Source organism: Cellulosimicrobium sp. NPDC057127, from assembly GCF_042670945.1.
GTDB lineage: Bacteria > Actinomycetota > Actinomycetes > Actinomycetales > Cellulomonadaceae > Cellulosimicrobium.
This window is the reverse complement of record NZ_JBHUUP010000013.1, coordinates 35,904-62,431: the sequence shown is the minus strand read 5'-3', so window position 1 is coordinate 62,431 and position 26,528 is coordinate 35,904. Positions and strand designations below refer to the sequence as shown.

The window sequence follows — 26,528 nt, the reverse complement described above, 5'->3', positions numbered from 1 at the left end:
CCCGGCTCCCGGCCGGGCGCCGCGTGCGTCAGGCGTACGACATGACGCGCTGGAGCAGCTCGGGCGCCCGGCGGTCGTAGACGCGCGCGCCCCACCGGACGCCGACGACGAGCACGACCACGCCCAGCACGGGCCCGACGGCGAGGCTCACCCAGCCGAGCACGGCCGAGGGCAGGACGATCGCGAGCACGCCCGGCGCGAGCACGGGCAGCGACAGCCCGAGCACCAGCGCCATGGCGACCGTCTGCGCGACCATCGTCGCCATGGCGGCACCCTGCGGGGACTTGAACGGGCTGTCGCCCGGCTTCGGCACCGGGTAGAGCAGCCGTGCGGAGGACGCGCTCGAGACCCCCAGCGAGACGAGCAGCAGCCCGAGCGTGAGGCCGAGGACCGCCGGCAGGGCGTCCCAGCGGCCCGCGACACCTGCGGAGACGACGGCGAACAGCACCGAGACGGGGACGCCGCCGACGAGGACCGGCACCGCGCGGCCCCACCGGTCGGCGCGCCCGCTCACGCCCGTGGAGACGTGCAGCGCGAACGCCGTGTGGTCGTAGGCGACGTCCGCCGAGATCGCGAACCCGAGGATCCAGGCCGTGATCGGGCCCAGCACGAGGAAGACCTCCGAGCCCGGGCCGCCGCCCAGCGCGAGCAGCACGACGGGGATGAGCGGCACGACGGCGATCGAGCCCGAGTACCGGGGGTCGCGCAGCCAGTACGTGGAGGTCCGCGCCGCGACGGCACCGGTCGGTGTCGCGGGGAAGCGCGAGAACATCCCGAGGCCCTTCGCCCGCCCTCCCGCGCCGGACGTCGGCGGCGAGACGAGCGCGCGTGCCAGCGACCGGTCCCACACGACCCACGCGACGGCCAGCGTCACGAGCGCCACGACGAGGCGGCCGAGCGCGAGGCCCCACGCGCCGTCGTGCACCGCGGCGCCGAGGCCCCACGGCGCGCCGAACGGCGTCCAGGCCACGACGCCGGCGAGGCGCGTGGCCAGGTCGCGCACGCCGTCGCCGTCGACGGGCCCCTCGCCCATCTGGGACGCGAACCACCCGAAGGCCGGTCCCACGAGCATGAGCGGCACGAACGCCGCGATGGTCACGACCTCCCGGTAGCGGCGCGACTCGAGCAGGGGGGCGAGCGCCGTCGTCGTGGCGCGCGAGCCGACGACGCACAGCGCCAGCGCGAGCACCGCGCCGACGAGCGCGGCGAGCACCGCGAGCGGCGTCCGCCACCACGCGAACGAGACGCCGACCGCGGACAGGCCGGTGGCGATGCCCGGGATCGAGACCGTCCCCGCGAGCGCGAGGCCGGCGAGCAGCCGGCGCTGCGGGATGCCGAACAGGACGAACCGCTGCGGGTCGAGCGTCGCGTCGACGCCGAACGCGAAGAGCGGCACGATCCACCACGCGAGGACCGCGACGGCGCCGAACAGCACGACGACGGCGCCGGCGAGCACCGGGTCGCTCGTGCCGAGGGCGATCGTCCCGGACACCACGAGGCCGACGACGAACAGGCCGTACAGCGAACCGAGGACGAACCCGATCGTCTGCCACGCGCTCCGGCGGAACGCGTTGGCCATGAGGGTGAGCTTGAGCCTTACGAGCTGCGCAGCCATGCGAGGCCCTCCGACGTCGTGCGGCCGCCCACGAGCTCGACGAAGCGGTCCTCGAGGCTCTGCCCGGCGCGCACCTCGTCCACGGTGCCGGCGGCGAGCACGTGCCCGCCCGCGACGACGGCGACGTGGTCGCACATGCGCTGGACGAGGTCCATGACGTGGGACGAGACGACGACGGTGCCGCCCGAGCGCACGTAGTCGGCGAGGATGTCGCGGATGTTGGCCGCCGAGACCGGGTCGACGGCCTCGAACGGCTCGTCGAGCACGAGGACCTGCGGCGCGTGGATGAGCGCCGTCGCGAGCGCGATCTTCTTCGTCATGCCCGCGGAGTAGTCGACGACGAACGTGTTCGCGTCCTTCGCGAGGTCCAGCGCGTCGAGCAGGTCCGTCGTGCGCCCGGCCACGGTGTCGCGGTCCATCCCGCGCAGCAGGCCCGCGTACGTGATGAGCTGGGCGCCGGTGAGGCGGTCGAACAGCCGCACGCCGTCGGGCAGGACCCCGAGCCGGCGCTTGCCCGCCACCGGGTCGGCCCAGATGTCGGTGCCGTGCACGTGCGCGCTGCCGAAGTCGGGGCGCAGCAGGCCGGTGGCCATGGACAGGGTCGTCGTCTTGCCCGCGCCGTTCGGGCCCACGAGGCCGTAGAACGACCCCGCGGGGACGTCGAGGTCGACCCCCGCGACCGCGACCTTCTCCCCGAAGCGCTTCCACAGGCCCCGCAGGGACAGGGCGGCGGCCGGGTCGTGCGGAGCGGTGGGCGCCTGCCCGGGAGCAGGTGCGGGGACCTGCTCGGCCGGGGCGGCCACCGGGCCGGCAGGTGGGGACTCGTGCGTGGGGTCGACCATGGCGCCCAACCTAACGGAGCGGTCGACGACGCCCTGGTGCGGTTTGTCACGACGCGCCGGGGCGTGGGTCAGGTCACGCGCCGGTCCCGCTGTCGGTGCCCCGTGCGAAGGTGCCGCCATGGACTCCTGGGCGCTCTTCTCCGTCGGGCTCGTGCTGGGCGTCGTCGTCGGCGTGGCGCTGGTGCTCGTCGTGCGGCGCACGTCGCCCGACGGCGCGGCCGCCGAGGTCCGACGGCTGACCACGATGCTCGGGCAGGCCCAGCAGGAGGCGGCGCGCGGTGCCGGCCTCGCGGAACGCCTCGAGGCGGAGCGCGAGGGCTTCGACCGTCAGCTCGCCGCCGAGCGGGAGGCCTTCGTCCGCCAGCTCGCCGCGGCCCAGCGCAGCGCCGACGAGCGGCTCGACCTGGCGCGCGCGTCGCACGAGCAGCAGCTCGCCGACGTCCAGGAGGCGGCCGCGCGCCGGCTCGCCGAGGTGCAGGGCGACCACCGTCGCGTCGAGACGCAGTTCGAGGCGCTGTCGCGCCGCGCGCTCGCCGCGACGTCGGAGCAGTTCCTCGCGCACGCGGAGGAGAGGCTGCGCCGGAGCCACGAGACGGGCGCGGCCGAGCTGGCGAAGCGGGAGGAGGCCGTGCGCACGCTCGTCGAGCCGCTCGCTCGCTCGCTCGAGCAGATGCGCGCCGAGGTCGCGGCCGCCGAGAAGGCACGGGCCGCGGGCCACTCGGCGCTCGCCGAGCACCTGCGCCAGCTCGCCGAGGCCAGCGCGGACCTGCGCAGCGGCACGAACGACCTCGTCACGGCGCTGCGCTCGTCGCAGACCCGCGGGGCGTGGGGCGAGCTCCAGCTGCGGCGGGTCGTCGAGGCCGCGGGGATGCTCTCGCGCGTGGACTTCACGGAGCAGGCGCACGTCACGACGGAGGACGGGGCCCTGCGCCCCGACATGGTGGTCCACCTCGCCGGGGGCAAGAACGTCGTGGTCGACTCGAAGGTCGCGTTCCTCGGGTACCTCGAGGCCCAGCAGGCGTCCGACCCGGCCGTGCGCGAGGACCGCCTGGACGCGCACGTGCGGCACATGGTCAAGCACGTCGACGACCTGGCGTCCAAGCGCTACTGGTCGCAGTTCAGCCCGACGCCGGAGTTCGTCGTGATGTTCGTCCCCGCGGAGCCGTTCCTCGCCGCTGCCGTCGAGCGCAGGCCGGACCTGCTGGAGTACGCGGCCCGCCGCAACGTCGTCGTCGCGACGCCGATGACGCTCGTGGCGCTGCTGCGCACCGTCGCCTACGCGTGGCAGCAGGACGCCGTGACGGACAACGCGCACGAGGTCCTGCGCGCGGGCAAGGAGCTGCACTCGCGGCTCGTCACGACGGCGCGGCACGTCACGAAGCTCGGGCGGTCCCTCAGCGCGGCGACGAAGGACTTCAACGTCTTCGTCGGCTCGCTCGAGACGCGCGTCCTGCCCCAGGCGCGTCGACTGGTCGACCTGAACGTCGTGGACGAGTCGGAACGGATCGGTCAGGTGCGCGTGGTCGAGGACGTGCCGCGGCCCGTCACCCAGCCCGAGCTCGTCGCCGCGGCGTCGGACGCCGTCGTCGCGATCGACGACCGCCCGGGCGACGACGAGGACGACGCGCGCCAGGCGTTCGCCTGACGCACCGGCCGCGACGGCGCTCCGCGGTCACGGCCCCCCGGCGTCGGACGGGTCGGGCCGGGGTCAGACGGGCTGGACGGACAGCGAGCGGCGCCCGCCGCGCCCGGGTCGGGCGCCCGGGCCCGTGGCGCCGAGGTCGGAGCGCAGCTCGCGCGGCAGGGAGAACATGAGGTCCTCCGTCGCGGTGCGGACCTCCTCCACCGTGCCGTAGCCGCGCTCGGCGAGGTACGCGAGCACGTCGTCGACGAGGATCTCGGGCACCGAGGCCCCGGAGGTCACGCCCACGGTCGTCGCGCCCTCGAGCCACGCCTCGTCGATCTCGCGCGCCCGGTCGACGCGGTACGCGGCGCGTGCGCCGGCCTGGAGCGCGACCTCGACGAGCCGCACGGAGTTCGACGAGTTCGCGGAGCCCACGACGATCACGACGTCGGCACCCGGCGCGAGCTTCTTCACCGCGACCTGGCGGTTCTGCGTCGCGTAGCAGATGTCGTCGCTCGGCGGGTCCTGGAGCGTCGGGAACTTCTCGCGCAGGCGCCGGACGGTCTCCATCGTCTCGTCGACGGACAGCGTGGTCTGCGAGATCCACACCACCTTGCTCGGGTCGCGCACCACGACGTCGTCCACGGCGTCGGGAGAGTTGACGACCTGGACGTGGTCAGGCGCCTCGCCCGCCGTGCCCTCGACCTCCTCGTGGCCGTCGTGGCCGATGAGGAGGATGTCGAAGTCGTCCTTCGCGAAGCGCACCGCCTCCTTGTGCACCTTGGTCACGAGCGGGCACGTGGCGTCGATCGTGTCGAGGTTGCGCTCCGCCGCGGCCGCCTTCACGGCGGGCGAGACCCCGTGCGCCGAGAACACGACGCGCGCGCCCTCGGGCACCTCGTCCGTCTCGTCCACGAAGATCGCGCCGCGCTCGCTCAGCGTCTCGACGACGAACTTGTTGTGCACGATCTCCTTGCGCACGTACACGGGCGAGCCGTAGTGCTCGAGCGCCTTCTCCACCGCGACGACGGCGCGGTCGACGCCGGCGCAGTAGCCGCGGGGGGCCGCGAGCAGGACGCGCTTGCCGGTCGCGCCCGTGCTCGCGGCGGGCACGGTGGCGTCGGCGGCGGACTGGCTGGCAGGGGTGGCACTCACGCCCGCCAGTCTAGGTGACCCCTCGGTTCTCGCCCGGGCCGGGAGGCGGTGGCACGCGACACTCCCCCGCCCCTGCACACGACCGTCACACGGCACGGGGCCGTGACGGGCGGCCGTGACGGGCGGCCGTGACGGGTCGACGTCGGTGGCATGGGGCAGGCTGGTGCCGTGTCCGCCGCCTCCCTCCCCGCGCCCGACGGGCCGTCCGACGGCCGGTCCGACGGCCGGTCCGACGGCCGGTCCGACGGGCGGTCCGACGATGCCGTCCCGCCCCGCCGGGCGGCGTCGCGCCACGAGCTGCCCGCACGGGCGCTCGACACGTCGGCCGAGCACCCGTGGCCGGTGCGCCTGCTCTCGCGCAAGATCGAGCAGTACGTCGAGCGCATGGCACCCGTGTGGGTCGAGGGCCAGGTCGTCCAGCTCAACCGCCGGCCCGGCACGTCGACCGCGTTCCTGACGCTGCGCGACACGGACCAGGACATGTCGCTGCCCGTCTCCGCCGCCGTGCGCGTCCTGGACGGGAAGCCCGTCGAGGAGGGCGCGCACGTGGTCGTGCACGCCAAGCCGGTGTTCTGGTCCCGGCGCGGCACGCTCCAGCTCCAGGCGCGCGAGATCCGCCCGGTCGGCGTCGGCGAGCTCCTCGCACGGGTGGAGCACCTCAAGCGCGTGCTCGCCGCGGAGGGCCTGTTCGACGCCGAGCGCAAGGTCGCGCTGCCGTTCCTGCCGCGCGTCGTCGGACTCGTGTGCGGGCGCGAGTCGAAGGCCGAGCACGACGTCGTCGTCAACGCGCGCGCCCGCTGGCCGCAGGTCCGGTTCGAGATCCGCGAGGTCGCCGTGCAGGGCGTGCACGCCGTCGAGCAGGTCGGGGCGGCGCTGCGCGAGCTCGACGCGCGCCCGGAGGTCGAGGTGATCGTCGTCGCGCGGGGCGGGGGGTCCGTCGAGGACCTGCTCCCGTTCTCCAACGAGACCCTCGTGCGTGCCGCGGCCGCGTGCCGCACGCCGCTCGTGAGCGCGATCGGGCACGAGACGGACTGCCCGCTGCTCGACCTCGTCGCCGACCACCGCGCGTCGACGCCGACCGCCGCCGCGAAGCGCATCGTGCCCGACGTCTCCGAGGAGCGCACCCGCGTCACCCAGGCCCGCGCCCGCGCGCGCGCGGCGGTCGAGGCGCGCGTCGCGCGCGAGCAGGCCGCGCTCGACGCCGTGCGGTCGCGCCCCGTCCTCGCGTCGCCGGAGGTGATGCTCGCGGACCGGGCCGAGCGCGTCGCGTTCCTGCGCGACCGCGGCCGGCGCGCGCTCGACTCGTGCCTGGTGCGCGCGGCGGGCGAGGTCGGCCGGCTCGAGGCGCAGGTGCGCGCCCTGTCGCCCGCGTCCACGCTCGAGCGCGGCTACGCCGTCGTGCAGGGCGACGACGGCCACGTCGTGCGCTCGCCCGCCGACGCGCCGCTCGGAGCGGCGCTCCGCGTACGCCTGGCCCGCGGCGAGCTCGCCGCCCGGGTGGTCGACGACGCCGCCCGTGCCGCCGACGGCGCGACCGCTGCGGAGCGAACGTGACCCACCCCGCCGCACGGCACCCCGCGCGGCCCCTTCGGACAGATGAGGTTGAATAGCGCCGTGACCGGATCCGACAACGCTGTCAGCGCGGACGTCTCCGCGCTGTCCTACGAGCAGGCCCGCGACGAGCTGGTCCAGGTCGTCGCCCGGCTGGAGACCGGAGGCGAGCCCCTCGAGGCCTCGCTCGCGCTGTGGGAGCGCGGCGAGGCCCTCGCCGCACGCTGCCAGGAGTGGCTCGACGGCGCGCGGGCGAGGCTCGACGCCGCCCGCACGGGCGACGGCGCCCCCGGCGACCGGGTCACGGACGACGACCCGGCCGGTCCGCGGGGCGACGACACCCGCCCGGCCGACGACACCCCCGGAGGAGACCGATGAACCCGACCGCCCCCGCCGCCCCCGACGGTTCCCCGGCGTCCGCGCACGGCCACGTGCTCGCCGTCGGCGAGGCGCTCATCGACGTGGTGCACCGCGCGGACGGCAGCGTCGACGAGCTCCCCGGCGGCAGCCTGGCCAACGTCGCCCTGACGCTCGGCCGCCTCGGCCGCGACGCCCGCCTCGTCACGTGGATCGGCGCCGACGAGCACGGCGACGCGATCCGTGCGTGGCTCGAGGAGTCGGGCGTGCAGCTCGCCCCCGGCAGCACGAGCGCGCCGTCGACGAGCGTCGCGACGGCGCACCTGGACGACGAGGGCGCCGCGACGTACGAGTTCGACCTCGAGTGGCAGATGCCGCCCGGCACCGAGGTGACCGCGGGCACGCTCGCCGTGCACACCGGCTCGATCGCCGCCGTGCTCGAGCCGGGGGCGCGCGCGGTCCGCGATCTGGTCGCCGCGGCCCGGGACACCGCGACCATCACGTACGACCCCAACGCGCGTCCGGCCCTCATGGGCGACCCCGCCGACGCACGGGAGCGCATCGAGGCGGTCGTCGCGCTGGCCGACGTCGTCAAGGTCAGCGACGAGGACCTCGCGTGGCTCGTGCCCGCGGGCGACCCCGTCGAGGTCGCCCGCGGGTGGCTCGCGCTGGGGCCGGCCCTCGTCGTCGTCACGCTCGGCGGCGCCGGCGCGGTCGCGCTCACCCCGGGCGGCGAGCACCGCGTCGCCGCGCCCCGGGTCGAGGTCGTCGACACGGTCGGGGCGGGCGACTCGTTCATGGGCGCGCTCGTGGACGGGCTCTGGGACGCGGGCCTCCTCGGCGCCGCGCGCCGCGACGCGCTGCGCGCCGTCGACCCGGGCACGCTCGAGCGGCTCCTCGAGCGCTGCGCGGCCGTCGCGGCGATCACCGTCTCCCGCGCCGGCGCCAACCCCCCGCGCCGCGCCGAGCTCTCCCCGGGCTGACGGCCGACGTCCAGGGCGGCGCGGGAGGTCGGGAGCGCACGTCGTGGCGGGACCGGCGGGACGCTAGACGCGCGCCTCCTGCTTCTTCGCGCGCTCGAGCGACGCCCGGCGGTCCTCCTCGTTCTCGCGCTCGACCCGCTCCGCCTCCTCGGGGTCGCGCGTGAGGTTCTCGCTCGACTCGGGGTCGAAGATCATCATCTTCGTCGGGTCGAACCACAGCTCGGTGGCGTCCCCGTCCCGCACGCGCGACGCCGCGTCGAGGGCCACGACGAACTGCGTGCGCATGCCCTCGCCGTCGAGCTCGCGGTCGAGCTCGTCCAGCATGCCCTTGACGGAGTCCGGCATGTCGAAGGGCACGTAGGCGTACAGGTCGGCACCGAGCCACTCGGTGACGTCGATCTGCGCCTCGAACGTGTGGCCGCGGTCCTTCTTCGTCGGGTCGACGAGGCGGGCGTCCTCGAAGTGCTCGGGCCGCAGGCCCACGATGACGAGGTCGCGCTCCCCCACCACGTCGCTCACCCTCTCGGGCAGGTCGAACTCGCCGAACGGCAGCGCGATGCGGCCGCCCGAGATGCGCCCGGGCAGGAAGTTCATCGGCGGGGTGCCGATGAACCCGGCGACGAACAGGTTGACCGGCTGCTCGTACAGCCCGCGGGGGCTCGCGACCTGCTGCAGCACGCCCTTGCGCAGCACGGCGACGCGGTCGCCGAGCGTCATGGCCTCCGTCTGGTCGTGCGTGACGTAGACCGTGGTGGTGCCGAGGCGGCGCTGCAGGCGCGCGATCTCGGTGCGCATCTGGCCGCGCAGCTTCGCGTCGAGGTTCGACAGCGGCTCGTCGAAGAGGAACGCCTTCGCGTCGCGCACGATGGCGCGCCCCATCGCCACGCGCTGGCGCTGCCCGCCCGAGAGGTTCGCAGGCTTGCGGTCGAGGTGCTCGCGCAGGTCGAGCAGGTCGGCCGCGTGCTCCACCTTCGCGCGGATCTCCTCCTCGCTGTGCTTGCCCTTGGCGAGTCGCAGCGGGAACGCGATGTTCTCGGCGACGGTCAGGTGCGGGTAGAGGGCGTAGTTCTGGAACACCATCGCGAGGTCCCGGTCGCGCGGCGCCTTCTCGTTGACGCGCCGCCCGTCGATCTCGAGCTCGCCCGCGGTGATGTCCTCGAGGCCGACGATCATGCGCAGCACGGTGGACTTCCCCGACCCGGACGGCCCGACGAGGATGACGAACTCGCCGTCCGCGATCTCGAGGTTCACGTCGTCCACGGCGAGGAAGCCGTCGCCGTAGCGCTTGACGATGTCCTTCAGGGTGATCGACGCCATCAGAGCTCTCCTCGGGGTCGGCGTGCTCGGTTCGGTGCGCGGCGGACGTGCCCGGCGGCGCGCGGTCGCGGCGGAGCGGTGGTGGGCGCCGTCGTCATCCCTTCACCGCACCCTGGGTGAGGCCGGAGACGATCTGGCGCTGGAACAGCACGACGAGGACGACGACCGGGATCGTCACGACGACCGCGGCGGCGGAGATCGCACCCGTCGGCTGCTCGAAGTAGGACGCACCCGTGAAGAAGGCGAGGGCCGCCGGCACCGGTCGCGCCGCGCTCGTCGACGTCAGCGAGATGCCGTAGACGAAGTCGTTCCACGCGATGAAGAACGCGATGAGCGCCGTGGTGAACACGCCGGGCGCCGCGAGCGGGACGATCGCCTTGCGGAACGCCTGCCACGGCGTCGCGCCGTCCACCTGCGCCGCCTGCTCGAGCTCCCAGGGGATCTGGCGGAAGAACGCCGCGAGGGTCCAGATGGAGATCGGCAGCGTGAGCGACAGGTACGGGATGATCAGGCCGGGCCACGTGTCGTACAGACCGATGTTGCGCCACAGGTTGAACAGCGGCGTGACGATGGAGACGACCGGGAAGATCGAGACCCCGAGCGCCGTCGTGAGGATCAGCCGCTTGCCGGGGAAGTCGAGGCGCGCGATCGCGTACGCGCACAGCGTGGCGAGCACGACGGCGATGAACGTCGCGATGAGCGAGATCCCGACGGAGTTGCGCAGGGCGGACAGGAACAGCTCCTGCGCCGACCCCTCCGGCGACAGGATCTGCTCGTAGTTCTCCGTGCTCCAGCTCGGTGGGAGGAAGGTGCCGGAGTTGATCTCGGCGGACGACTTGAAGCTCGTCATGAGGATCGACACGACCGGGAAGAGCGAGCCGACGAGGACGACGACCGTGATGACGGCCCACCAGACCTTGGCCCGGGTGCTCAGGACGCTGCCCATCACTTCTCCCCTCTCGCGCCGGCGAGGTCGACCTTGAACAGCTTGATCGCGACGAAGCAGATGAGGACGACGCACAGGAACAGCAGGACGGAGATCGCCGACCCCATGCCGATCTGCAGCTGGCCGATGGACGTGCGGTACGCCAGCAGCGACAGCACCTCGGTGTTGTTCGCGCCGTTCGTCATGATGAAGACGTTGTCGAAGATGCGGAACGCGTCGAGCGCGCGGAACAGCACGGCGACCATGATGGCGGCCTTCATGTTCGGCACGATGACGCGCGTGAACCGCTGCCACGCGGTCGCGCCGTCGACCTTGGCCGCCTCCTCGAGGTCGCCCGGCACCTGCGCGAGGCCGGCGAGGAGCAGGAGGGAGATGAACGGCGTCGTCTTCCACACCTCGGACGCGATGATGACGAACAGGCTCGTCCCCTGCTGCGCGAACCAGTTGAGGTCGGGGCCGATGCCGGGCACCCAGTCGAACCAGCGGTTGACGTAGCCGGAGGTGATGTCGAACGCGTAGAACCACGCGAACGCCGAGACCACCGTGATGATCCCGTAGGGCACGAGGATCGCGGTGCGCAGCAGGCCGCGCAGGCGCTTGATGGCGCGGTGCATGACGAGCGCGAGCGCGAAGCCCAGCACGAGCTCGACGGCGACCGTGACGACCGTGATGAACAGCGTCACCCCGAGGTCCCGCCACCAGACGACGTCGCTGAGGATCACGAGGTAGTTGTTCAGCCCGACGAACGTCCGCTCGTCCGGGGCGGTGAGCTTGTAGTTGAACAGCGAGTCGTAGACGGCCTGGAGGATCGGGTACAGCGTCACGGCGAGCATGACGACGAACGCGGGCCCGGCCAGGAGCCAGCCGAGCCGGGCCTCGGCCCGTGCGCGGTCGCTGCGCGCCGCTCTCGCCTCGCGGTCCTCGCCCGAGCCGTCGTCGATCTCGACGTCCTTCGCGCTTCCCGGGATCGTGGTGCTCACAGGAGTCGCTCCCCTCGCAGGACCGCGGTGATGTACTCGGAGGACCGTTCGGGCGTGGTCTGCGGGTCGACGTCCGACGGCGGGTACCAGGTCTGCTGCAGACCGGTCGACACCTCGTTGTAGAACGGGGTCTTGGGACGCGGCGCCGCCTGCTCGAGCGAGTCGCGGATGAGGTCGGCCATCGGGAAGGTCTCCTGGACCTCCGGGTCGTCGTACGCCGTGGTGCTCGCGGGCGGGTTGCCGTCGGTGACGAAGTACGCGGCCTGGTTCTCGGGCTGCACGATGCACTCCGCCGCCTGGTACGCGAGGTCCGGGTGCGCGCTGAACGCCCCGACGCCGAGGCTGATCCCGCCGTACGGGGGCCGGGCCTGCTCGCCCTCGACCGTCTGCGGGTACAGCGCCCACCCGATGTCGTCGAGCACCGCCTGGTCCAGGGCCCCCGACTCGACCGCGCCCTGCGTCGACGACCACACGAACGGCCAGTTGACCATGAAGGACGCGTCGTCCCCCTGGAAGAGCTCGAGCGAGGCGGACTCGTTCTCGCTCGGCAGACCCGGGCCACCGAGACCGGACGACCCGATCTCGCCCATGATCCGCGCGGCCTCGCGTCCCGCGTCGGACACCAGGCCGAGCTCGATGTCCTCGGCGGGAGCCTCGGGGTTCTCGACGACGTGCCCACCGGCGCCCTCGACGAGGGCGTTGATCCACACCGTCAGCGACTCGGCCTTGGCGCCCTGCACCGCGAGCAGCTTGTCCTGCCCCGCGGCCGCCTCCATGATCTGGTCCCACGTGACCGGCTGCGACATGTCGAGGCCGGCGGCCTCCGCCACGGAGGTGCGGTACCAGAGCAGCTGCGTGTTGGCCCAGAACGGGACGGCCACGAGCTCGTCCTTCCACGTGGACGCGTCGATGGCGCCCTGCACCACGTCCTGCGTCGTCGCCTGCGCGACGTCGTCGGGCACCGGGGCGAGGAAGCCCGCCTCCGCGAACTCGGCGATGAAGACGGGGTCGAGGCTCATGAGGTCGATCGACGCGTCCTTCGCCGCGAGGCGGCGCGCGAGCTGCTCGCGCTGCGACGCCGCGTCGCGCGGCAGGAGCTCCGTCTCGATCCGGTAGGCACCGTCCGCCTCCTCCGTGCAGGAGGCGGCGATCCTGGCCTGCCCCCCGGCGTCGGGGTTGATGTACCACGTCAGCACCGGCGTGCTGCCGTCCCCCGAGGCGCACGCCGCGAGCGGCGCGACGACCGCCACGGCGGCGAGCACGGCGAGCGGGCGGGTGCGTCTGCGCACGGCGGCTCCTTTCGTCCGCGCGGCGGCCCGGGAGGGACGCCACCTGCCTCAATGGCTACACCAGCGGCAGCAGGCTCGCCACGCGAACGCGCCCGGCGTGCACCGGCCGGGGTGCGCCATCATGGGGCCCATGACGAGCACCGCGACCCCCACCCCGCGCACCCCGGCCGAGGCCTGGACCACGCTGCGCGCCGGCAACGACCGCTTCGTCGCCGACGCCCTGCTGCACCCGTCGCAGGGCGCGGACCGACGGCGTGAGACCGCCGGCGCCCAGCACCCCCACACCGTCCTGTTCGGCTGCTCCGACTCGCGCGTCGCGGCGGAGATCGTCTTCGACCAGGGCCTCGGCGACATGTTCGTCGTGCGCACGGCGGGCCACGTCGTGGACACCACGGTGCTCGGGTCGATCGAGTACGGCGTCGAGGTGCTGTCGACGCCGCTCGTCGTCGTCCTCGGGCACGACTCGTGCGGGGCCGTGGGTGCCGCCGTGGAGACCCTCTCGACCGGGGCGCAGGCCGACGGCTTCGTCCGTGCCGTCGTCGACCGCGTCATCCCGTCGATCGCCAAGATCACCGGTGCGGGCGGGGGCGCCCTCGAGAGCATCGACCCCGCCGTGCTGCGGCGCGAGCACGTGCGGAACACCGTCGACATGCTCCACTCCTACTCGGCCGGGCTCGCGGCCGCGGTCGCCGAGGGGCGCTGCGCGATCATCGGCGTCGAGTACGACTTCGCCGAGGGCCGCGCCCGGCTGGTCGAGGTCGTCGGTGACGTCGGCGAGCAGCCGGTCGCGGACGACGACGCGGCCTGACCCGCCGGGTTCGGAGCCGCGCCCACCGTTGCGGCACGATAGGCGCATGACTGCTGCAGCCACCGACGGCTCCCCCGAGTACCGCATCGAGCACGACACGATGGGCGAGGTGCGGGTCCCCGCGCAGGCCCTCTACCGCGCGCAGACGCAGCGCGCGGTGGAGAACTTCCCGATCTCGGGCACGCCGCTCGAGCGCGGTCACATCGAGGCGCTCGCCCGCGTCAAGAAGGCGGCGGCGCGCGCGAACGCGGAGCTCGGCGTGCTGGACGCCGACGTCGCGGACGCGATCGTGGCGGCGGCGGACGAGGTCGCGTCGGGCGTCCACGACGAGCACTTCCCCGTCGACGTCTTCCAGACCGGCTCGGGCACGTCGTCGAACATGAACACCAACGAGGTCCTCGCGACGCTCGCGACGCGCTCCCTCGGCCGCGACGTGCACCCCAACGACCACGTCAACGCGTCGCAGTCGTCCAACGACGTGTTCCCGACCTCGGTGCACGTCGCCGCGACGGCGGGCGTCGTGCGCGACCTCGTCCCGGCGCTCGAGCACCTGGCCGAGGCGCTCGAGGCCAAGGCGCAGGAGTTCGCGACGGTCGTGAAGTCGGGCCGCACGCACCTCATGGACGCGACGCCGGTGACGCTCGGGCAGGAGTTCGGCGGGTACGCGGCGGCCGTGCGCTACGGCGTCGAGCGACTGCAGGCCGCGCTGCCGCGCGCCGCCGAGGTCCCGCTGGGCGGCACCGCCGTCGGCACCGGCATCAACACGCCCGCGGGCTTCCCGCAGCGCGTCATCGAGCTCCTCGTCGAGGACACCGGCCTGCCGCTCACCGAGGCGCGCGACCACTTCGAGGCGCAGTCCGCGCGCGACGGCCTCGTCGAGCTGTCCGGCGCCCTGCGGACCGTCGCGGTGTCCGTGACGAAGATCTGCAACGACCTGCGCTGGATGGGCTCGGGCCCCAACACCGGTCTCGGTGAGATCTTCATCCCGGACCTGCAGCCCGGGTCGTCGATCATGCCGGGCAAGGTCAACCCGGTCGTGCCCGAGGCCGTGCTCATGGTCGCGGCACGCGTGATCGGCAACGACGCCACCGTCGCCTGGGCCGGCGCGTCGGGCAGCTTCGAGCTCAACGTGCAGATCCCCGTCATCGCGCAGGGCGTGCTCGAGTCCGTCCGCCTGCTCGCGAACGCCTCGCGCGTCCTCGCCGACCGGACCGTCGCGGGCATCACCGCCAACGTCGAGAAGGCGCGCGCGTTCGCCGAGTCGTCGCCGTCCATCGTCACGCCGCTCAACCGCGTCATCGGCTACGAGGCCGCCGCGAAGGTCGCCAAGCACTCCGTCGCGGAGGGCATCACCGTGCGCCAGGCCGTGGTCGACCTCGGCTTCGTCGAGCGCGGCGAGGTCACCGAGGAGCAGCTCGACTCCGCGCTCGACGTCCTGTCGATGACGCGCGCGCCGAAGGCCTGAGCGCCGGTAGTCGCCCGCGTCCGACGGCCGGGAGCGCCGGGGACCACCCCCGCGCTCCCGGCCGCTCGTCGTCCGCGCTCAGCCCCCGACCGTGCAGGGCCGGCCGTCCAGCGTGACGAGCTGCGGCAACGTCGGCGCACCCGCGCCGCGCGTGCCGACGAAGCCGAACGTCACCGCCCCGCCGGGGCGGACCGTCGCATTCCAGGCGAGGTGCTGCGCGGTGACGGCGGCGCCCTCCTCCGTCACGACGGCGCCCCAGGCGTCGGCGACCGCCTCGCCGTCGGCGAGCGCCCACCGCAGCGACCAGCCGTCGAGGGGCGCCGTGCCGGTGCTGCGCAGCCACACCTGGGCGACGTAGCCGCCGGGCCACGTCCCGTGGACGGTGTAGTCGATGTGGCACGTCGGCCGCTGGACGCCCGGCACGGCGAGGTCGAGCAGCTCGGCCGCCTGCTCGGGGAACCACGCGCCCGCCGGCGGGTCCTCGATGCCGCGCGCCGGGTCGAGAGGCCCGCCCGTGCCCCGGAAGCAGCGGCCGTCGGACTCCCCGGGAACCTTGATCCACAGGAACGCGTCGACGAGCGCCGTGCCCGTCTCGAGCGTCGGTCGGGCGCCGAGGCCGCGGTCCGGCGGGTTGCACCACACCTCCGGGTCGGGGTACGCCCCTGCGGGCGCGGTCCACGGCCCTCGACCGTTGCGGCTCGTGTCGACGACGAAGTGCGCCTGCTCGGCCGGGTGGCGCACGACGCCCGTGTCGGCGAACGCCTGCTCGTAGGCCGCGTCGGTCAGCGTCCACGTGGAGACGTCGTCCGGGTCCGCGGGGTGATACTGGCTCGCGCACCACTGCGGCTCCCACCAGCTGTTCACGCTGAGGTGCAGGCAGTCGCTGATCCACGTGCCGTACCGCAGCAGCCTCTCCGTCTCGACGTAGTTGGAGGCGTTGAGGAAGAACCCGTCGGCGCGCTCGACCCCCGCGCGCAGGAGGCGGTCGCTGATGTCGCCAACCCCCAGCCAGCCGCTGTGCGTGCCGTCGAGGTAGACGCGCACGTTCGGCAGCGCGCCCAGCGCGTCCACCGCGTGCTGGAGCTGCGCGAACCGCTCGGCCGCGGCGGTCGCCGGGTCCGCCTCGGCCGGCTGGCACCACTCCTGCTCCCCGTTCACGGTCGTGTACCAGGGGATGATCCCGAGACCGTCCGGCTCGAGCACGACGATCGCGTGCTCGTCGCCGATGCCGGCGGCGAACGCGTCGACCCAGGCGACGTACTCCGTGGTGCTCGTCGCCCCACCGGCGGAGTACTGCGCGCAGTCGCGGAACGGCACGTTGTAGGCGACGAGCGTCGGCAGCGCGTCGTCGGCGGCGGCGCGTCCGACGACGCCGGCCACCTCCGCGCGGACCTCGTCGGGGGTGCCGCCGGTGAACCACGTGGCGGACGGGAAGCTGCCGAGGAGCTGGGCGTCGGCCCGCGCGTCCCCCTCGAGCGACGCGGCGGCCTCGAGCGTGGTGCTGAACGGGTCGACGTAGAGCCGCTCGGGCGCCGCGGACGGCGCCGCGTCGTCGGGAACGGCGGATGCGGGGGCGGCGGCGAGCGCCGCGACGAGAGCCGCGGCGAGGGCGGTCGCGAGCGAGCGCGCGGGCCGGCGGCTCAGGACGTGCGTCATGGAGATCTCCTTCGATCTGCGACGGCGGTGTCGAGGCGCCGGCACGGCGTGGGAGCGCTACCACCGGCGACCTCCGTCCACCCTGGACCCCGCCGCGACGCGCGTCAAGAGGCGGGCCCGAGCAGCGGGAGCAGCCGGACGAGGGCGGCGCGGCGTGACGCCGGGCCGCCCTCGTCGGGAGGGCCGTCGCGCCTCAGACCTCGATCGACTCGAGCATCTCCGTGACGAGCGCGGCGACGGGCGAACGCTCGGAGCGCGTCAGGGTCACGTGGGCGAACAGCGGATGGCCCTTGAGCGCCTCGATGACGGCCGCGACGCCGTCGTGCCGCCCGACGCGCAGGTTGTCGCGCTGCGCGACGTCGTGCGTGAGCACGACGCGCGACGACTGCCCGATCCGCGAGAGCACGGTGAGCAGCACGTTGCGCTCGAGCGACTGGGCCTCGTCCACGATGACGAACGCGTCGTGCAGCGAGCGCCCGCGGATGTGCGTGAGCGGCAGCACCTCGAGCATCTCGCGGTCGATCACCTCGTCGAGCACCTGGGGCGAGACGAGCGCGCCGAGCGTGTCGTACACCGCCTGGGCCCAGGGGTTCATCTTCTCGGACTCGGAGCCCGGGAGGTAGCCGAGCTCCTGGCCGCCCACCGCGTACAGGGGGCGGAAGACGACGACCTTGCGGTGCTGACCGCGCTCCATGACGGCCTCGAGGCCGGCGCACAGCGCGAGCGCCGACTTGCCGGTCCCGGCGCGCCCGCCGAGGGAGACGATCCCGACGCTGTCGTCGAGCAGCAGGTCGATCGCGACGCGCTGCTCGGCCGAGCGGCCGTGCAGCCCGAAGACCTCGCGGTCGCCGCGCACGAGCTGGACGTGCTTGTCCGCCGTGACGCGGCCGAGCGCCGACCCGCGCGGCGAGTGCACGACGAGGCCCGTGTGGCAGTGGAGCGGTCCCGCCGCCTCCACGACCTGCGGGTCGAGGCCCGCGAGCTCGAGCGACTCGTGCTCCCACAGGGCGGCCGTCTGCTCGTCCGTCAGGTCGATCTCGCTCATGCCCGTCCACCCGGAGTCGACGGCGAGCTCCGCGCGGTACTCCTCGGCACGCAGCCCGACGGCGGACGCCTTGACGCGCATCGGCAGGTCCTTCGACACGACCGTCACGTCGTGCCCCTCCGAGGCGAGGTTGGCCGCGACCGACAGGATGCGCGTGTCGTTGTCGCCCAGCCGGAAGCCCGCGGGCAGGACCGCCGGGTCGGTGTGGTTGAGCTCGACGCGCAGCGTGCCCCCGGCGTCGCCGACGGGGATGGGCTCGTCGAGACGCCCGTGCTTGACCCGCAGGTCGTCGAGCATCCGCAGGGCGGAGCGGGCGAAGTAGCCGAGCTCCGCGTGGTGACGCTTCGCCTCCAGCTCGGTGACCACGACGACCGGCAGCACCACGTCGTGCTCGGCGAACCGCAGGATGGCCCGCGGGTCGCTCAGGAGTACCGACGTGTCGACGACGAACGTGCGGGTCGTGCGCCCGGCCCCGTCGGGTGACGGGTCGGGGTGGGGGGTGGATGAGGTGCGGACCACGGAGGCTCCCCTCCGGCGCGCGAGCGCCGTGCTCTTCCAGGGTGTGGCAGGCGACCGGCCGCTGGGCCGCAGGTGCCACGGCTCAGCAGCGCCGGTGCCGGCCCTCCTGAGCGGAGCGTGAACCCCATCGGCTGGCCTCCCGGAGGGCGACGATGGTGCCGCCCGTCCCTGTCGAAACTACGCCTCTGTGATTCGGATCACCAGAGCTCTCCCCTCGTGTCCCCGAGGTTTCATCCGACGTTCACGTCGCCCGCCCGCGCCTGGGCACCGACCGGGGCGGCCGCGTACGGTCGGGCCATGACGACCGCAGAGCTCCTCGAGCTCGACGCGACCGCGCTCGCCGCGTCGCTGAGGGCCGGCGAGACGTCCCCCACCGAGGTCCTCGACGCGACGCTCGGGGCGGCCCGCGACGCAGGTGCCCGCGTCGGGGCTTTCGTGCACCTCGCCGACGACCTCGCCCGCGCGCAGGCGGCCGCGGCGGAGTCCGCCCTCGTCACCGCGCGGCGCGACGGCGTGGTCGGCGAGCCGGGAGCGCTCCCGCCGTTCCTCGGCGTGCCGTGCCCGGTCAAGGACCTGAACCTCGTCGCGGGCGTGCCCGTCCGCGCCGGCTCCGCCGCGCTCGACCCCGTCGCGCCCCCCGTCGACGACGGCGTCGTGACGCTCCTGCGCGAGGCGGGCACCGTCATGCTGGGCAAGACGAGCACGCCAGAGCTGGGCCTGCCCTGCTACACCGAGCCCGACGTGGGCCCGACCGCCCGCACCCCGTGGGACCTGCGCCGGTCGGCCGGCGGGTCGAGCGGCGGCGCCGCCGCCGCGGTCGCCGCGCGGGTGGTCCCGGTCGCCCACGGCAGCGACGGCGGCGGGTCGATCCGCATCCCGGCGAGCGCGTGCGGTCTCGTCGGGCTCAAGCCGTCGCGCGGTCGGGTCAGCCCCGGGCCGTTCTCCGTCGACGGCGCGGGCCTCGCGACGCACGGCGTGCTCACGCGGTCCGTGCGCGACACCGCGGCCTTCCTGGACGTCCTCGCACGCCCGTGGCCCGGCGACACGTTCGTCGCGGGCCCCGTGCCCGGGACCGCGCACCGCGGTGGCACGACGGCCACGACGTGGTGGACCGGCGAGGCACCGGACACGTTCCTCGGCGCGACCCGCGCACCGACGCGCCCGCTGCGCGTCGGACTCCTCCTCGACCCGGTGATCGCCCCGGACGCGCCCGTGCACCCGGCGTGCGCCGCCGTCGCGCGCGAGGCCGCGGCCCTCCTCGCCGACGCGGGCCACGAGGTCGTCGAGCTCGGACCGCCGTTCGACGCGCAGCGGTGGGAGTCGTTCGCGGCGCTGTGGTCGGTGGGCGCGCTGCTCGCACCCGTGCCCGCGGAGCGCGAGGACCTGCTCGTGCCCCTCACGCGGTGGCTGCGCGAGCGGGGCCGGTCGGTGTCCGGGGCGCAGTACGCGACCGCGCTCGCCGAGGTCCAGCGGCTCACGCGCGACGTCGCGGCCGCGTGGGCGGACGTCGACGTCGTCGTGTCCCCGACGCTCGCGCAGCCGCCGGCCCTCGTGGGCGCCCAGCGGCTCGACGACGACCCTGCCGCCGACTTCGCCGCCCAGACGGCGTTCACCCCGTGGACGAGCATGTGGAACCTCACCGGCCGCCCCGCGGTGAGCCTGCCGCTCGGCGAGGCCGTCGTGCCGGCCGACGCCGGAACGCCCGTCCCGCTGCCCGTCGGGGTCATGCTGGGCGCCGCCCACGGCGCGGACGCCCTGCTGCTGTCCCTCGCCGCCCGTCTCGAGGAGGCGGCGCCCTGGGCCCACCGCCGACCCCCGGAGACCGCGTGACCGCCTACGTCGCCCTGCTGTTCGCCGTCAACGTCGGCGGCCGCTCCGTCCCGTCGACCGCGCTGCGCGCCCTGTCCGCGGCGCTCGGGTTCGCGGCCAGCCGGACCGTCGTCAACAGCGGGAACCTCGTCGTCGCGGCGGGCGCCTCCGGCGCCGCCACCGCCGACGACGTCGCCCGCCTCGTCCGCGACGGCGTCGCCGACCGCTTCGGCGTCGACGCGGCGGTCGCGGTGCTCCCGGCCGCGCGGCTCGCCGGGCTCGTCGACGCCCTGCCGTTCCCGGACGCGGCCCGGGAGTCGCCGTCGCACGTGCAGCTCTTCGTCGGCGAGCACGACGTCGACGCGGCGGGCCTCGCGCGGCTCGCCGCCGAGCATCCCGGGAGCGAGCAGGTCGCCGTCGCGCACGGCGCGCTGTACGTGACGTTCCCCGACGGGATCGGCCGGTCGCGGCTCACCTCCGCGGTCCTCGCCCGCGCCGCCGGCGGCCCCGTCACGGGACGCAACTGGAGGACCGTGACCCGCTTGCTCACGACGGCCCGCGAGGTGGAGGACGAGGTGTCCTGACCCGCCACGCGTCGCGGCCGATCGGCGAGGAGTCGCGGCGTACGCGCCACGTGACCGCGTGGCGGACGCCGGGCGGCGTGGGCGCGGCGCCCCGCGTAGGATCGACGGCGGTGTGCCGGGAAGTCTGGTCGGCGGCCCGTTCGCGACCCCTGAGGCCGCACCCCTCCCGACACCAGGAGAACCATGACTGCTGCTTCGCCCGCCACCGCCCCGTCGGGCTCCGCACCCGGACCGCTGCGCCGCTGGGCGAGCCGCGAGACGACGGGCGGAGCGCTCCTCATCGGGGCGGCCCTCCTCGCCCTGGCGTGGGCGAACTCGCCGTGGCGCGAGTCGTACCAGACGTTGTCGAGCACGGTCGTCGGCCCGTCGTCGCCCCTGCACCTCGACCTGAGCCTGTCGGCCTGGGCGGCGGACGGGCTGCTCGCCATCTTCTTCTTCGTCGTCGGCGTGGAGCTCAAGCAGGAGTTCGTGGCGGGGAGCCTGCGCAACCCGAAGCAGGCCGGCGTCCCGATGCTCGCCGCGGTCGGCGGCATGGCGGTGCCCGCCATCATCTTCGCGGTCGTCCTGGTCGTGTCCGGCGACACCGGCGCCCTGCACGGCTGGGCCATCCCCACCGCGACCGACATCGCGTTCGCGCTCGGCGTGCTGGCCGTCTTCGGGCGCGGCCTGCCCGTCGCCATCCGCACCTTCCTGCTCACGCTCGCCGTCGTGGACGACCTGCTCGCGATCGTCATCATCGCGATCTTCTACACCGCGGACCTGCAGTGGGCCTACCTCGGCCTCGCGCTGGTCGCCGTCGTGCTGTACGCGGTGCTGGTGCGCATGCGACGCACGCGCTGGTGGCTGCTGCTGCCCGTCGCGGTCGTCGCCTGGGCCTTCATGCACGAGTCGGGCGTGCACGCCACCATCGCCGGCGTGCTGCTCGGGTTCACCGTCCCGGCCCTCGTCGTGCACGGCGAGGCAGAGTCCCGCACGCACCGCTTCGAGCGCACGATCCGCCCGTTCTCGCAGGGCATCGCGCTGCCGGTCTTCGCTTTCTTCGCCGCGGGGGTGTCGATCGTCGGAGGCGAGACGCCGGTCGGCGAGGTCCTCGGCCAGCCGGTCGTGCTCGCGATCGTCCTGGGGCTCGTGGTGGGCAAGCTCGTCGGCGTCCTGGGCGTCACCGCGCTCGTCACGCGCTTCACCCCGCTGCGCCTCGCGCCCGGCATCGGCGTGCGCGACCTCCTGCCCGTCGCCCTGCTGGCCGGCATCGGGTTCACCGTCTCGCTCCTCATCGCCGAGCTCTCGTTCCCGGACGCCGAGCACACCGACGGCGCGAAGATCGCGATCCTCGCCGCCTCCACGCTCGCCGCCGCGCTCGCCGCGGCCGCGCTGCGCTGGGACGCACGTCGCGCGCGCACGGACGACATGAACCGCGACGACCTGCCCGACGACGTGCGCGACTTCATCGGCGACGAGAAGGACCGCCTCGACCACTGACGGCGCACGCCGCCGACCCTGCCGACGGCGCACCACCGTCCGGTGGTGCGCCGTCGCGCTCGCCGGGACGCCCCGGTGCGCGGCATGATCGTCGTGGACCACGCGGCACCGAGGCCGCGTGGCTGGTGCGCCGTCGTCCACAACCCCGGGACGGCGGCCCGACGAGGAGGTCGCGCCATGAGCCTGACGAGCCCGCCCGTTCCACCCCCCGTGCGCCACGGCCTGGACAAGGTCGTCGCGTCCGCCGCCGAGGCGGTCGCGGACGTGCCCGACGGCGCGTCCCTCGCCGTCGGCGGGTTCGGCCTGTGCGGCAACCCGATCGCCCTCATCGAGGCGCTGCTCGACCAGGGCACGCGTGACCTGTGGGTCGTGAGCAACAACTGCGGGGTCGACGACTGGGGCCTCGGCGTCCTGCTCGGCGCGGGCAGGATCCGTCGGATGACGAGCTCCTACGTCGGCGAGAACAAGGAGTTCGAGCGGCAGTTCCTCTCGGGCGAGCTGGAGCTCGAGCTCACGCCGCAGGGCACCCTCGCGGAGAAGCTGCGCGCGGGCGGCGCCGGGATCGCCGGGTTCTGGACGCGCACCGGCGTGGGCACGCAGGTCGCGGAGGGCGGCCTGCCGCAGCGGTACGACGGCGCGGGCGGGGTCGCGCAGGCCAGCGCGCCGAAGGAGGTGCGCACGTTCGGCGTGGGGCCCCGCACCCGCGACGGGTCGTCCGCGAGCGTGGCGGAGTTCGTCCTCGAGGAGTCGATCACGACCGACTTCGCGCTCGTCCACGCCCTGCGCGGCGACCGGCACGGCAACCTCGTGTTCCACCGCTCCGCCCGCAACTTCTCCCCGCTCGCCGCCATGGCCGGACGGGTGTGCGTCGCCCAGGTCGAGGAGCTGGTCGAGCCGGGCGACATCGACCCCGACGAGGTCCACCTGCCGGGCGTGTTCGTCCACCGCGTCGTCGAGGTGGGCCCCGACGCGCCCAAGCGCATCGAGCGACGCACCGTGCGTCCCGCGAAGGAGGCCTGAGATGACGCTCACCCGTGAGGAGATGGCTGCCCGCGCCGCGCGCGAGCTCCAGGACGGCTGGTACGTGAACCTCGGCATCGGGCTGCCGACGCTCGTGCCGAACCACGTCCCGGTCGGACGACACCTGGTGCTGCAGTCGGAAAACGGGATCCTCGGCGTGGGCCCGTACCCCACCGAGGACGAGGTCGACCCCGACCTCATCAACGCCGGCAAGGAGACCGTGACGCTCCTGCCCGGTGCCGCGATCTTCGACTCCGCCACGAGCTTCGGCATGATCCGCGGCGGCAAGATCGACGCGGCCGTCCTCGGCGGCATGCAGGTCTCCGCGACGGGCGACCTCGCCAACTGGATGATCCCCGGCAAGATGGTCAAGGGCCCGGGCGGCGCGATGGACCTCGTGCACGGCGCCGCCCGCGTGATCGTGCTCATGGAGCACGTCGCACGCGACGGCTCGCCCAAGATCCTCCACGAGTGCTCGCTGCCGCTCACCGGGCGCGGCGTCGTGGACCGCGTGATCAGCGACCTCGCGGTGATCGACGTGACGCCCGACGGGCTGGTGCTGCGCGAGACCGCGCCCGGCGTGAGCGTCGACGACGTGCGCGCCGCGACCGAGCCCGCGCTCGCCGTCGCGCTCGACCCCGCGCCGCTGGCCGCGTCCGGCACGGGTTCCGGCGGAGTAGCGTGAGGAGCGACGGCGCCACACCCCCCGGCGCCGTCGCCGACACCGTCGTCCGCACCCCTGGAGGTCCAGCCATGAGCGCCGCTCCCCTCTCCCCCGCCCGCCCCGACGACGTCGTGGTCGTCGCAGCCGCTCGCACGCCGCTGGGCCGGCTGCGCGGGTCGCTCGCCGCGATGGCCGCCACCGACCTCGGGGCCGTCGCCGCGCGCGCCGCTCTCGAGCGCTCGACGCTGGGCGCCGAGGCCGTGGACGCGGTGGTCGTCGGCCAGGTGCTCCAGGCGGGCGCGGGCCAGAACCCCGCCCGGCAGACCGCGGTCGGCGCCGGCGTCGGCTGGGACGTGCCGGCGGTGACCGTGAACAAGGTGTGCCTGTCCGGGCTCACCGCCGTGGTCGACGGGACGAGGATGATCCGGTCGGGCGAGGCGGAGGTCGTGCTCGTCGGCGGGCAGGAGTCGATGACGAACGCGCCGCACCTGCTCCCGGGCGCGCGCGCCGGGTTCGCCTACGGCGACGCGACGCTCGTCGACGCGGTCGCCCGGGACGGGCTGACCGACGCGTTCGACCGGGAGTCCATGGGCCTGTCGACCGAGCGCACCAACACCGGCGACGTCCATGTGCCGCGCGAGGAGCAGGACGCCCTCGCCGCCGCGTCGCACCAGCGCGCCGCCGCCGCGTGGAAGGACGGTCTGTTCGACGCCGAGATCGCGCCGGTGAGCGTGCCGCAGCGGCGCGGCGAGCCGGTCGAGGTGCGCGAGGACGAGGGCGTGCGCCCGGACACGACCGTCGAGACGCTCGCGCGGCTGCGACCTGCGTTCGACCCCGCGGGCACGATCACCGCGGGAAACGCGTCGCAGATCTCCGACGGCGCCGCGGCGCTCGTGCTCACGACCCGGGCCCTGGCCGAGCGCGAGGGCTGCCCCGTCCTCGCGACCGTGCGCACCTGGGGTCAGGTCGCGGGCCCGGACACGTCCCTGCACTCCCAGCCGGCGCGCGCGATCCGCCAGGCGCTCGACCGCGCCGGATGGGACGTCGGCGACCTCGACCTCGTCGAGATCAACGAGGCGTTCGCGACGGTCGTCGCCGTCTCGACCCGCGCGCTCGGCGTGGACCCGGACGTCGTCAACGTGCACGGCGGCGGCATCGCGCTCGGCCACCCGATCGGCGCGTCGGGCGCCCGCCTGGCCGTGCACGCCGCGCACGAGCTCGCGCGGCGCGGGGGCGGGCGCGCCGCCGTCGGGCTGTGCGGCGGCGGGGGCCAGGGCGAGGCGCTGCTGCTGGAGGCGTAGGCGCCGTCACGACGGCGCGTGCGCCTCCAGGAACGCGTACACCTCGGTCTGGTCGACGCCCGGGAAGGCTCCCGCGGGCATCGCCGCGAGCATCGACGCGTGCGGGCGCGCGCTCGGCCACGCGTGCCCCGCCCACCGCTCGGCGAGGCCGGGCGGTGGACGGCGGCAGCACGCCTCGTCGGGGCAGCCCGAGGCCAGACGCCGGGTCGTGTCGCGGCCGAGGAACCAGCGCACGTCCGAGAACGGCACGCCGACGCTGACGGAGAACAGGCCGTCCGCGCCGTCCTGCACGCGGCTCGTGCACCAGTACGTGCCGGTCGGGGTGTCCGTGTACTGGCTGAACGGGCTCAGCCGGTCCTCGGCCGCGAAGATCGTGCGCGCCGTCCAGCTGCGGCACACGTGCTGCCCCTCGACGGCGCCCAGCGCGTCCGCGGGGAAGCGCACGCCGTCGTTCTCGTACGCCTTGTGGACCACCCCCGACTCGTGGACCTTCATGAAGTGCACGCGAATGCCGAGGTGGCGCGTCGCGAGGTTGGTGAACCGGTGCGCGGCGGTCTCGTAGGAGACGGCGAACGCGTCGCGCAGGTCCTCGATCGAGATCGCGCGCGCCTCCTTGGCGGCGCGCAGCACCTTCACGGCGTGACGCTCGGGGAGCAGGATCGCGGCGGCCAGGTAGTTCGCCTCGACGCGCTGGCGCAGGAACTCGCCGTAGTCGCGCGGCTCGGCGTGCCCGAGGACGTGCGGGGCGAGGGCCTGCAGGAGCGCCGACGTGGGGTTGGACCGCCCGCGCATCCCGTCGCTCGGCAGGTACACGCGCCGGTGCCGCAGGTCCAGCAGCGAACGGGTGGAGTGCGGCAGGTCGGGGACGTAGTGCAGCGTGAACCCGAGGTGAGCGGCGACGTCGGCGGCGACGCGCTGCGGGAGCGGCCCTCCCCTGTGCCCCACGCCCGCGAGCAGCTCGGTGGCGGCGTCCTCGAGCTCCGGGAAGTGGTTGTCCTGCGCGCGCATCGTGGCGCGGAGCTCGACGTTCGCGCGACGCGCCTCCTCCGGCGTCGCCGCACGCTCGGTGTGCAGGCGCTCGAGCTCGCGCCGCAGCGCGACGATCGTCTCGAGCGCGTCGGTCGGCAGCGACTTGCCGACGCGCACGGGTCGCAGGCCGAGCGCGTCGGACAGCGGGCCGCGCTGCGTGCGCTCGAGCTCGATCTCCAGGGCGTCGCGGCGCGACGGCGGCTCGGGCGACAGGAGGTCGTCCAGGCTCGCGTCGAGCGCGCGCGCCACGGCCTGGAGCTGGCTGAAGCGCGGTTCGCGCCGCCCGTTCTCGAGCAGCGAGACCTGCGACGGGGCGCGACCGATCGCAGCGCCGAGCTGGTCGAGCGTCATGCCCCGCGCGGTCCGCAGGTGCCGGATCCGGCGCCCGATCGTCAGGGCGTCCGGCTCGTCCGCGAGCGGCAGCGGTGCGCCGGCGTCCGCCGTGCCGGCGGACCTCGTCGTCGGGATAGCCATGACTGACGGTGACACA

The 26,528-nt window shown here is 74.6% G+C and carries 22 protein-coding genes; 12 read left to right on the top strand and 10 right to left on the bottom strand.

The features are described from left to right. Window positions 1-28 precede the first annotated feature (28 nt). Window positions 29-1,615, bottom strand: a complete 1,587-nt coding sequence (locus ACFTZA_RS13425) for a hypothetical protein (RefSeq protein WP_378195567.1) — start codon at window positions 1,613-1,615, stop codon at window positions 29-31. Then, a complete protein-coding gene (locus tag ACFTZA_RS13420) occupies window positions 1,597-2,457 on the bottom strand; it encodes an ABC transporter ATP-binding protein (RefSeq protein ID WP_378195564.1) in 861 nt (286 codons plus the stop codon). The genes ACFTZA_RS13425 and ACFTZA_RS13420 overlap by 19 nt, the downstream gene beginning before the upstream one ends. Before the next feature lie 118 nt (window positions 2,458-2,575). Between ACFTZA_RS13420 and rmuC the strand changes: the two genes are divergently transcribed. Beyond that, window positions 2,576-4,102 carry a DNA recombination protein RmuC gene (gene rmuC, locus ACFTZA_RS13415; protein ID WP_378195561.1) on the top strand — a complete coding sequence of 509 codons (1,527 nt, stop codon included), beginning with the start codon at window positions 2,576-2,578 and terminating at the stop codon, window positions 4,100-4,102. Between the two features lie 63 nt (window positions 4,103-4,165). On the opposite strand, the gene ACFTZA_RS13410 is transcribed toward rmuC, so the two are convergent. Beyond that, window positions 4,166-5,194: a 4-hydroxy-3-methylbut-2-enyl diphosphate reductase gene (locus ACFTZA_RS13410; protein WP_378195704.1), complete on the bottom strand. Its 1,029-nt coding sequence runs from the start codon at window positions 5,192-5,194 to the stop codon at window positions 4,166-4,168. A gap of 210 nt (window positions 5,195-5,404) precedes the next feature. On the opposite strand from ACFTZA_RS13410, the gene xseA reads away from it, so the two are divergent. The 3 genes from xseA to ACFTZA_RS13395 are packed head-to-tail and all read left to right on the top strand — an operon-like array spanning window position 5,405 to window position 8,127. Beyond that, window positions 5,405-6,790: an exodeoxyribonuclease VII large subunit gene (gene xseA, locus ACFTZA_RS13405; RefSeq protein WP_378195559.1), complete on the top strand. Its 1,386-nt coding sequence runs from the start codon at window positions 5,405-5,407 to the stop codon at window positions 6,788-6,790. 42 nt (window positions 6,791-6,832) lie between these two features. Beyond that, window positions 6,833-7,165, top strand: coding sequence for an exodeoxyribonuclease VII small subunit (locus ACFTZA_RS13400; protein WP_378195556.1), 333 nt, complete (start codon window positions 6,833-6,835; stop codon window positions 7,163-7,165). After that, on the top strand, window positions 7,162-8,127 hold the full coding sequence (locus ACFTZA_RS13395) for a carbohydrate kinase (RefSeq protein WP_378195553.1): 966 nt from the start codon (window positions 7,162-7,164) through the stop codon (window positions 8,125-8,127). Before ACFTZA_RS13400 ends, ACFTZA_RS13395 begins: the two co-directional genes overlap by 4 nt. A gap of 63 nt (window positions 8,128-8,190) precedes the next feature. Here ACFTZA_RS13395 and ACFTZA_RS13390 read toward each other — a convergent pair whose 3' ends face one another. The 4 genes from ACFTZA_RS13390 to ACFTZA_RS13375 all read right to left on the bottom strand — a co-directional run bounded on the left by ACFTZA_RS13390 (window position 8,191) and on the right by ACFTZA_RS13375 (window position 12,659). Beyond that, window positions 8,191-9,444, bottom strand: coding sequence for an ABC transporter ATP-binding protein (locus ACFTZA_RS13390; RefSeq protein ID WP_378195550.1), 1,254 nt, complete (start codon window positions 9,442-9,444; stop codon window positions 8,191-8,193). Between the two features lie 94 nt (window positions 9,445-9,538). Next, window positions 9,539-10,390: a carbohydrate ABC transporter permease gene (locus ACFTZA_RS13385; protein WP_378195546.1), complete on the bottom strand. Its 852-nt coding sequence runs from the start codon at window positions 10,388-10,390 to the stop codon at window positions 9,539-9,541. Next, window positions 10,390-11,331 (bottom strand): carbohydrate ABC transporter permease, encoded by a 942-nt coding sequence (locus ACFTZA_RS13380; protein WP_378195701.1) that lies wholly within the window; start codon window positions 11,329-11,331, stop codon window positions 10,390-10,392. The genes ACFTZA_RS13385 and ACFTZA_RS13380 overlap by 1 nt, the downstream gene beginning before the upstream one ends. Window positions 11,332-11,366: 35 nt before the next feature. Beyond that, window positions 11,367-12,659 (bottom strand): extracellular solute-binding protein, encoded by a 1,293-nt coding sequence (locus tag ACFTZA_RS13375; protein ID WP_378195543.1) that lies wholly within the window; start codon window positions 12,657-12,659, stop codon window positions 11,367-11,369. A 130-nt stretch (window positions 12,660-12,789) separates the two neighbouring features. Between ACFTZA_RS13375 and ACFTZA_RS13370 the strand changes: the two genes are divergently transcribed. Together ACFTZA_RS13370 and ACFTZA_RS13365 are read left to right on the top strand one after the other, a co-directional pair. Next, window positions 12,790-13,467: a carbonic anhydrase gene (locus ACFTZA_RS13370; RefSeq protein ID WP_378195540.1), complete on the top strand. Its 678-nt coding sequence runs from the start codon at window positions 12,790-12,792 to the stop codon at window positions 13,465-13,467. Window positions 13,468-13,513: 46 nt separating this feature from the next. Next, window positions 13,514-14,932 (top strand): class II fumarate hydratase, encoded by a 1,419-nt coding sequence (locus ACFTZA_RS13365; protein ID WP_378195538.1) that lies wholly within the window; start codon window positions 13,514-13,516, stop codon window positions 14,930-14,932. 78 nt (window positions 14,933-15,010) lie between these two features. Here ACFTZA_RS13365 and ACFTZA_RS13360 read toward each other — a convergent pair whose 3' ends face one another. Together ACFTZA_RS13360 and ACFTZA_RS13355 are read right to left on the bottom strand one after the other, a co-directional pair. After that, a complete protein-coding gene (locus ACFTZA_RS13360) occupies window positions 15,011-16,588 on the bottom strand; it encodes a glycoside hydrolase family 6 protein (protein ID WP_378195535.1) in 1,578 nt (525 codons plus the stop codon). A gap of 193 nt (window positions 16,589-16,781) precedes the next feature. Continuing rightward, entirely contained in the window at window positions 16,782-18,059 is a 1,278-nt protein-coding gene (locus tag ACFTZA_RS13355) for a PhoH family protein (protein WP_378195698.1), read from the bottom strand. 390 nt (window positions 18,060-18,449) lie between these two features. Between ACFTZA_RS13355 and ACFTZA_RS13350 the strand changes: the two genes are divergently transcribed. The 6 genes from ACFTZA_RS13350 to ACFTZA_RS13325 all read left to right on the top strand — a co-directional run bounded on the left by ACFTZA_RS13350 (window position 18,450) and on the right by ACFTZA_RS13325 (window position 25,009). Further along, entirely contained in the window at window positions 18,450-19,982 is a 1,533-nt protein-coding gene (locus ACFTZA_RS13350) for an amidase (protein WP_378195532.1), read from the top strand. Continuing rightward, the gene (locus ACFTZA_RS13345; RefSeq protein WP_378195529.1) at window positions 19,979-20,545 is read left to right on the top strand and encodes a DUF1697 domain-containing protein; all 567 of its coding nucleotides are present in this window, start codon (window positions 19,979-19,981) and stop codon (window positions 20,543-20,545) included. Before ACFTZA_RS13350 ends, ACFTZA_RS13345 begins: the two co-directional genes overlap by 4 nt. A gap of 183 nt (window positions 20,546-20,728) precedes the next feature. Beyond that, window positions 20,729-22,024 (top strand): Na+/H+ antiporter NhaA, encoded by a 1,296-nt coding sequence (gene nhaA / locus ACFTZA_RS13340; protein ID WP_378195526.1) that lies wholly within the window; start codon window positions 20,729-20,731, stop codon window positions 22,022-22,024. 177 nt (window positions 22,025-22,201) lie between these two features. Continuing rightward, the gene (locus ACFTZA_RS13335) at window positions 22,202-23,044 is read left to right on the top strand and encodes a CoA transferase subunit A (protein ID WP_378195523.1); all 843 of its coding nucleotides are present in this window, start codon (window positions 22,202-22,204) and stop codon (window positions 23,042-23,044) included. A gap of 1 nt (window position 23,045) precedes the next feature. Beyond that, on the top strand, window positions 23,046-23,729 hold the full coding sequence (locus ACFTZA_RS13330) for a CoA transferase subunit B (protein ID WP_378195520.1): 684 nt from the start codon (window positions 23,046-23,048) through the stop codon (window positions 23,727-23,729). Window positions 23,730-23,797: 68 nt separating this feature from the next. Next, window positions 23,798-25,009: an acetyl-CoA C-acetyltransferase gene (locus tag ACFTZA_RS13325; RefSeq protein ID WP_378195517.1), complete on the top strand. Its 1,212-nt coding sequence runs from the start codon at window positions 23,798-23,800 to the stop codon at window positions 25,007-25,009. Between the two features lie 6 nt (window positions 25,010-25,015). On the opposite strand, the gene ACFTZA_RS13320 is transcribed toward ACFTZA_RS13325, so the two are convergent. Continuing rightward, window positions 25,016-26,512 carry a helix-turn-helix domain-containing protein gene (locus ACFTZA_RS13320; protein WP_378195514.1) on the bottom strand — a complete coding sequence of 499 codons (1,497 nt, stop codon included), beginning with the start codon at window positions 26,510-26,512 and terminating at the stop codon, window positions 25,016-25,018. Window positions 26,513-26,528: the final 16 nt, after the last annotated feature.

What these genes read in the sequence shown, in the direction of transcription:
- ACFTZA_RS13425 (WP_378195567.1), bottom strand. Translation starts at nt 1,615, where the DNA reads ATGGCTGCGCAGCTCGTAAGGCTCAAGCTCACCCTCATGGCCAACGCG.
- ACFTZA_RS13420 (WP_378195564.1), bottom strand. Translation starts at nt 2,457, where the DNA reads ATGGTCGACCCCACGCACGAGTCCCCACCTGCCGGCCCGGTGGCCGCC.
- rmuC (WP_378195561.1), top strand. Translation starts at nt 2,576, where the DNA reads ATGGACTCCTGGGCGCTCTTCTCCGTCGGGCTCGTGCTGGGCGTCGTC.
- ACFTZA_RS13400 (WP_378195556.1), top strand. Translation starts at nt 6,833, where the DNA reads ATGAGGTTGAATAGCGCCGTGACCGGATCCGACAACGCTGTCAGCGCG.
- ACFTZA_RS13395 (WP_378195553.1), top strand. Translation starts at nt 7,162, where the DNA reads ATGAACCCGACCGCCCCCGCCGCCCCCGACGGTTCCCCGGCGTCCGCG.
- ACFTZA_RS13390 (WP_378195550.1), bottom strand. Translation starts at nt 9,444, where the DNA reads ATGGCGTCGATCACCCTGAAGGACATCGTCAAGCGCTACGGCGACGGC.
- ACFTZA_RS13385 (WP_378195546.1), bottom strand. Translation starts at nt 10,390, where the DNA reads ATGGGCAGCGTCCTGAGCACCCGGGCCAAGGTCTGGTGGGCCGTCATC.
- ACFTZA_RS13370 (WP_378195540.1), top strand. Translation starts at nt 12,790, where the DNA reads ATGACGAGCACCGCGACCCCCACCCCGCGCACCCCGGCCGAGGCCTGG.
- ACFTZA_RS13365 (WP_378195538.1), top strand. Translation starts at nt 13,514, where the DNA reads ATGACTGCTGCAGCCACCGACGGCTCCCCCGAGTACCGCATCGAGCAC.
- ACFTZA_RS13360 (WP_378195535.1), bottom strand. Translation starts at nt 16,588, where the DNA reads ATGACGCACGTCCTGAGCCGCCGGCCCGCGCGCTCGCTCGCGACCGCC.
- ACFTZA_RS13350 (WP_378195532.1), top strand. Translation starts at nt 18,450, where the DNA reads ATGACGACCGCAGAGCTCCTCGAGCTCGACGCGACCGCGCTCGCCGCG.
- nhaA (WP_378195526.1), top strand. Translation starts at nt 20,729, where the DNA reads ATGACTGCTGCTTCGCCCGCCACCGCCCCGTCGGGCTCCGCACCCGGA.
- ACFTZA_RS13335 (WP_378195523.1), top strand. Translation starts at nt 22,202, where the DNA reads ATGAGCCTGACGAGCCCGCCCGTTCCACCCCCCGTGCGCCACGGCCTG.
- ACFTZA_RS13330 (WP_378195520.1), top strand. Translation starts at nt 23,046, where the DNA reads ATGACGCTCACCCGTGAGGAGATGGCTGCCCGCGCCGCGCGCGAGCTC.
- ACFTZA_RS13325 (WP_378195517.1), top strand. Translation starts at nt 23,798, where the DNA reads ATGAGCGCCGCTCCCCTCTCCCCCGCCCGCCCCGACGACGTCGTGGTC.
- ACFTZA_RS13320 (WP_378195514.1), bottom strand. Translation starts at nt 26,512, where the DNA reads ATGGCTATCCCGACGACGAGGTCCGCCGGCACGGCGGACGCCGGCGCA.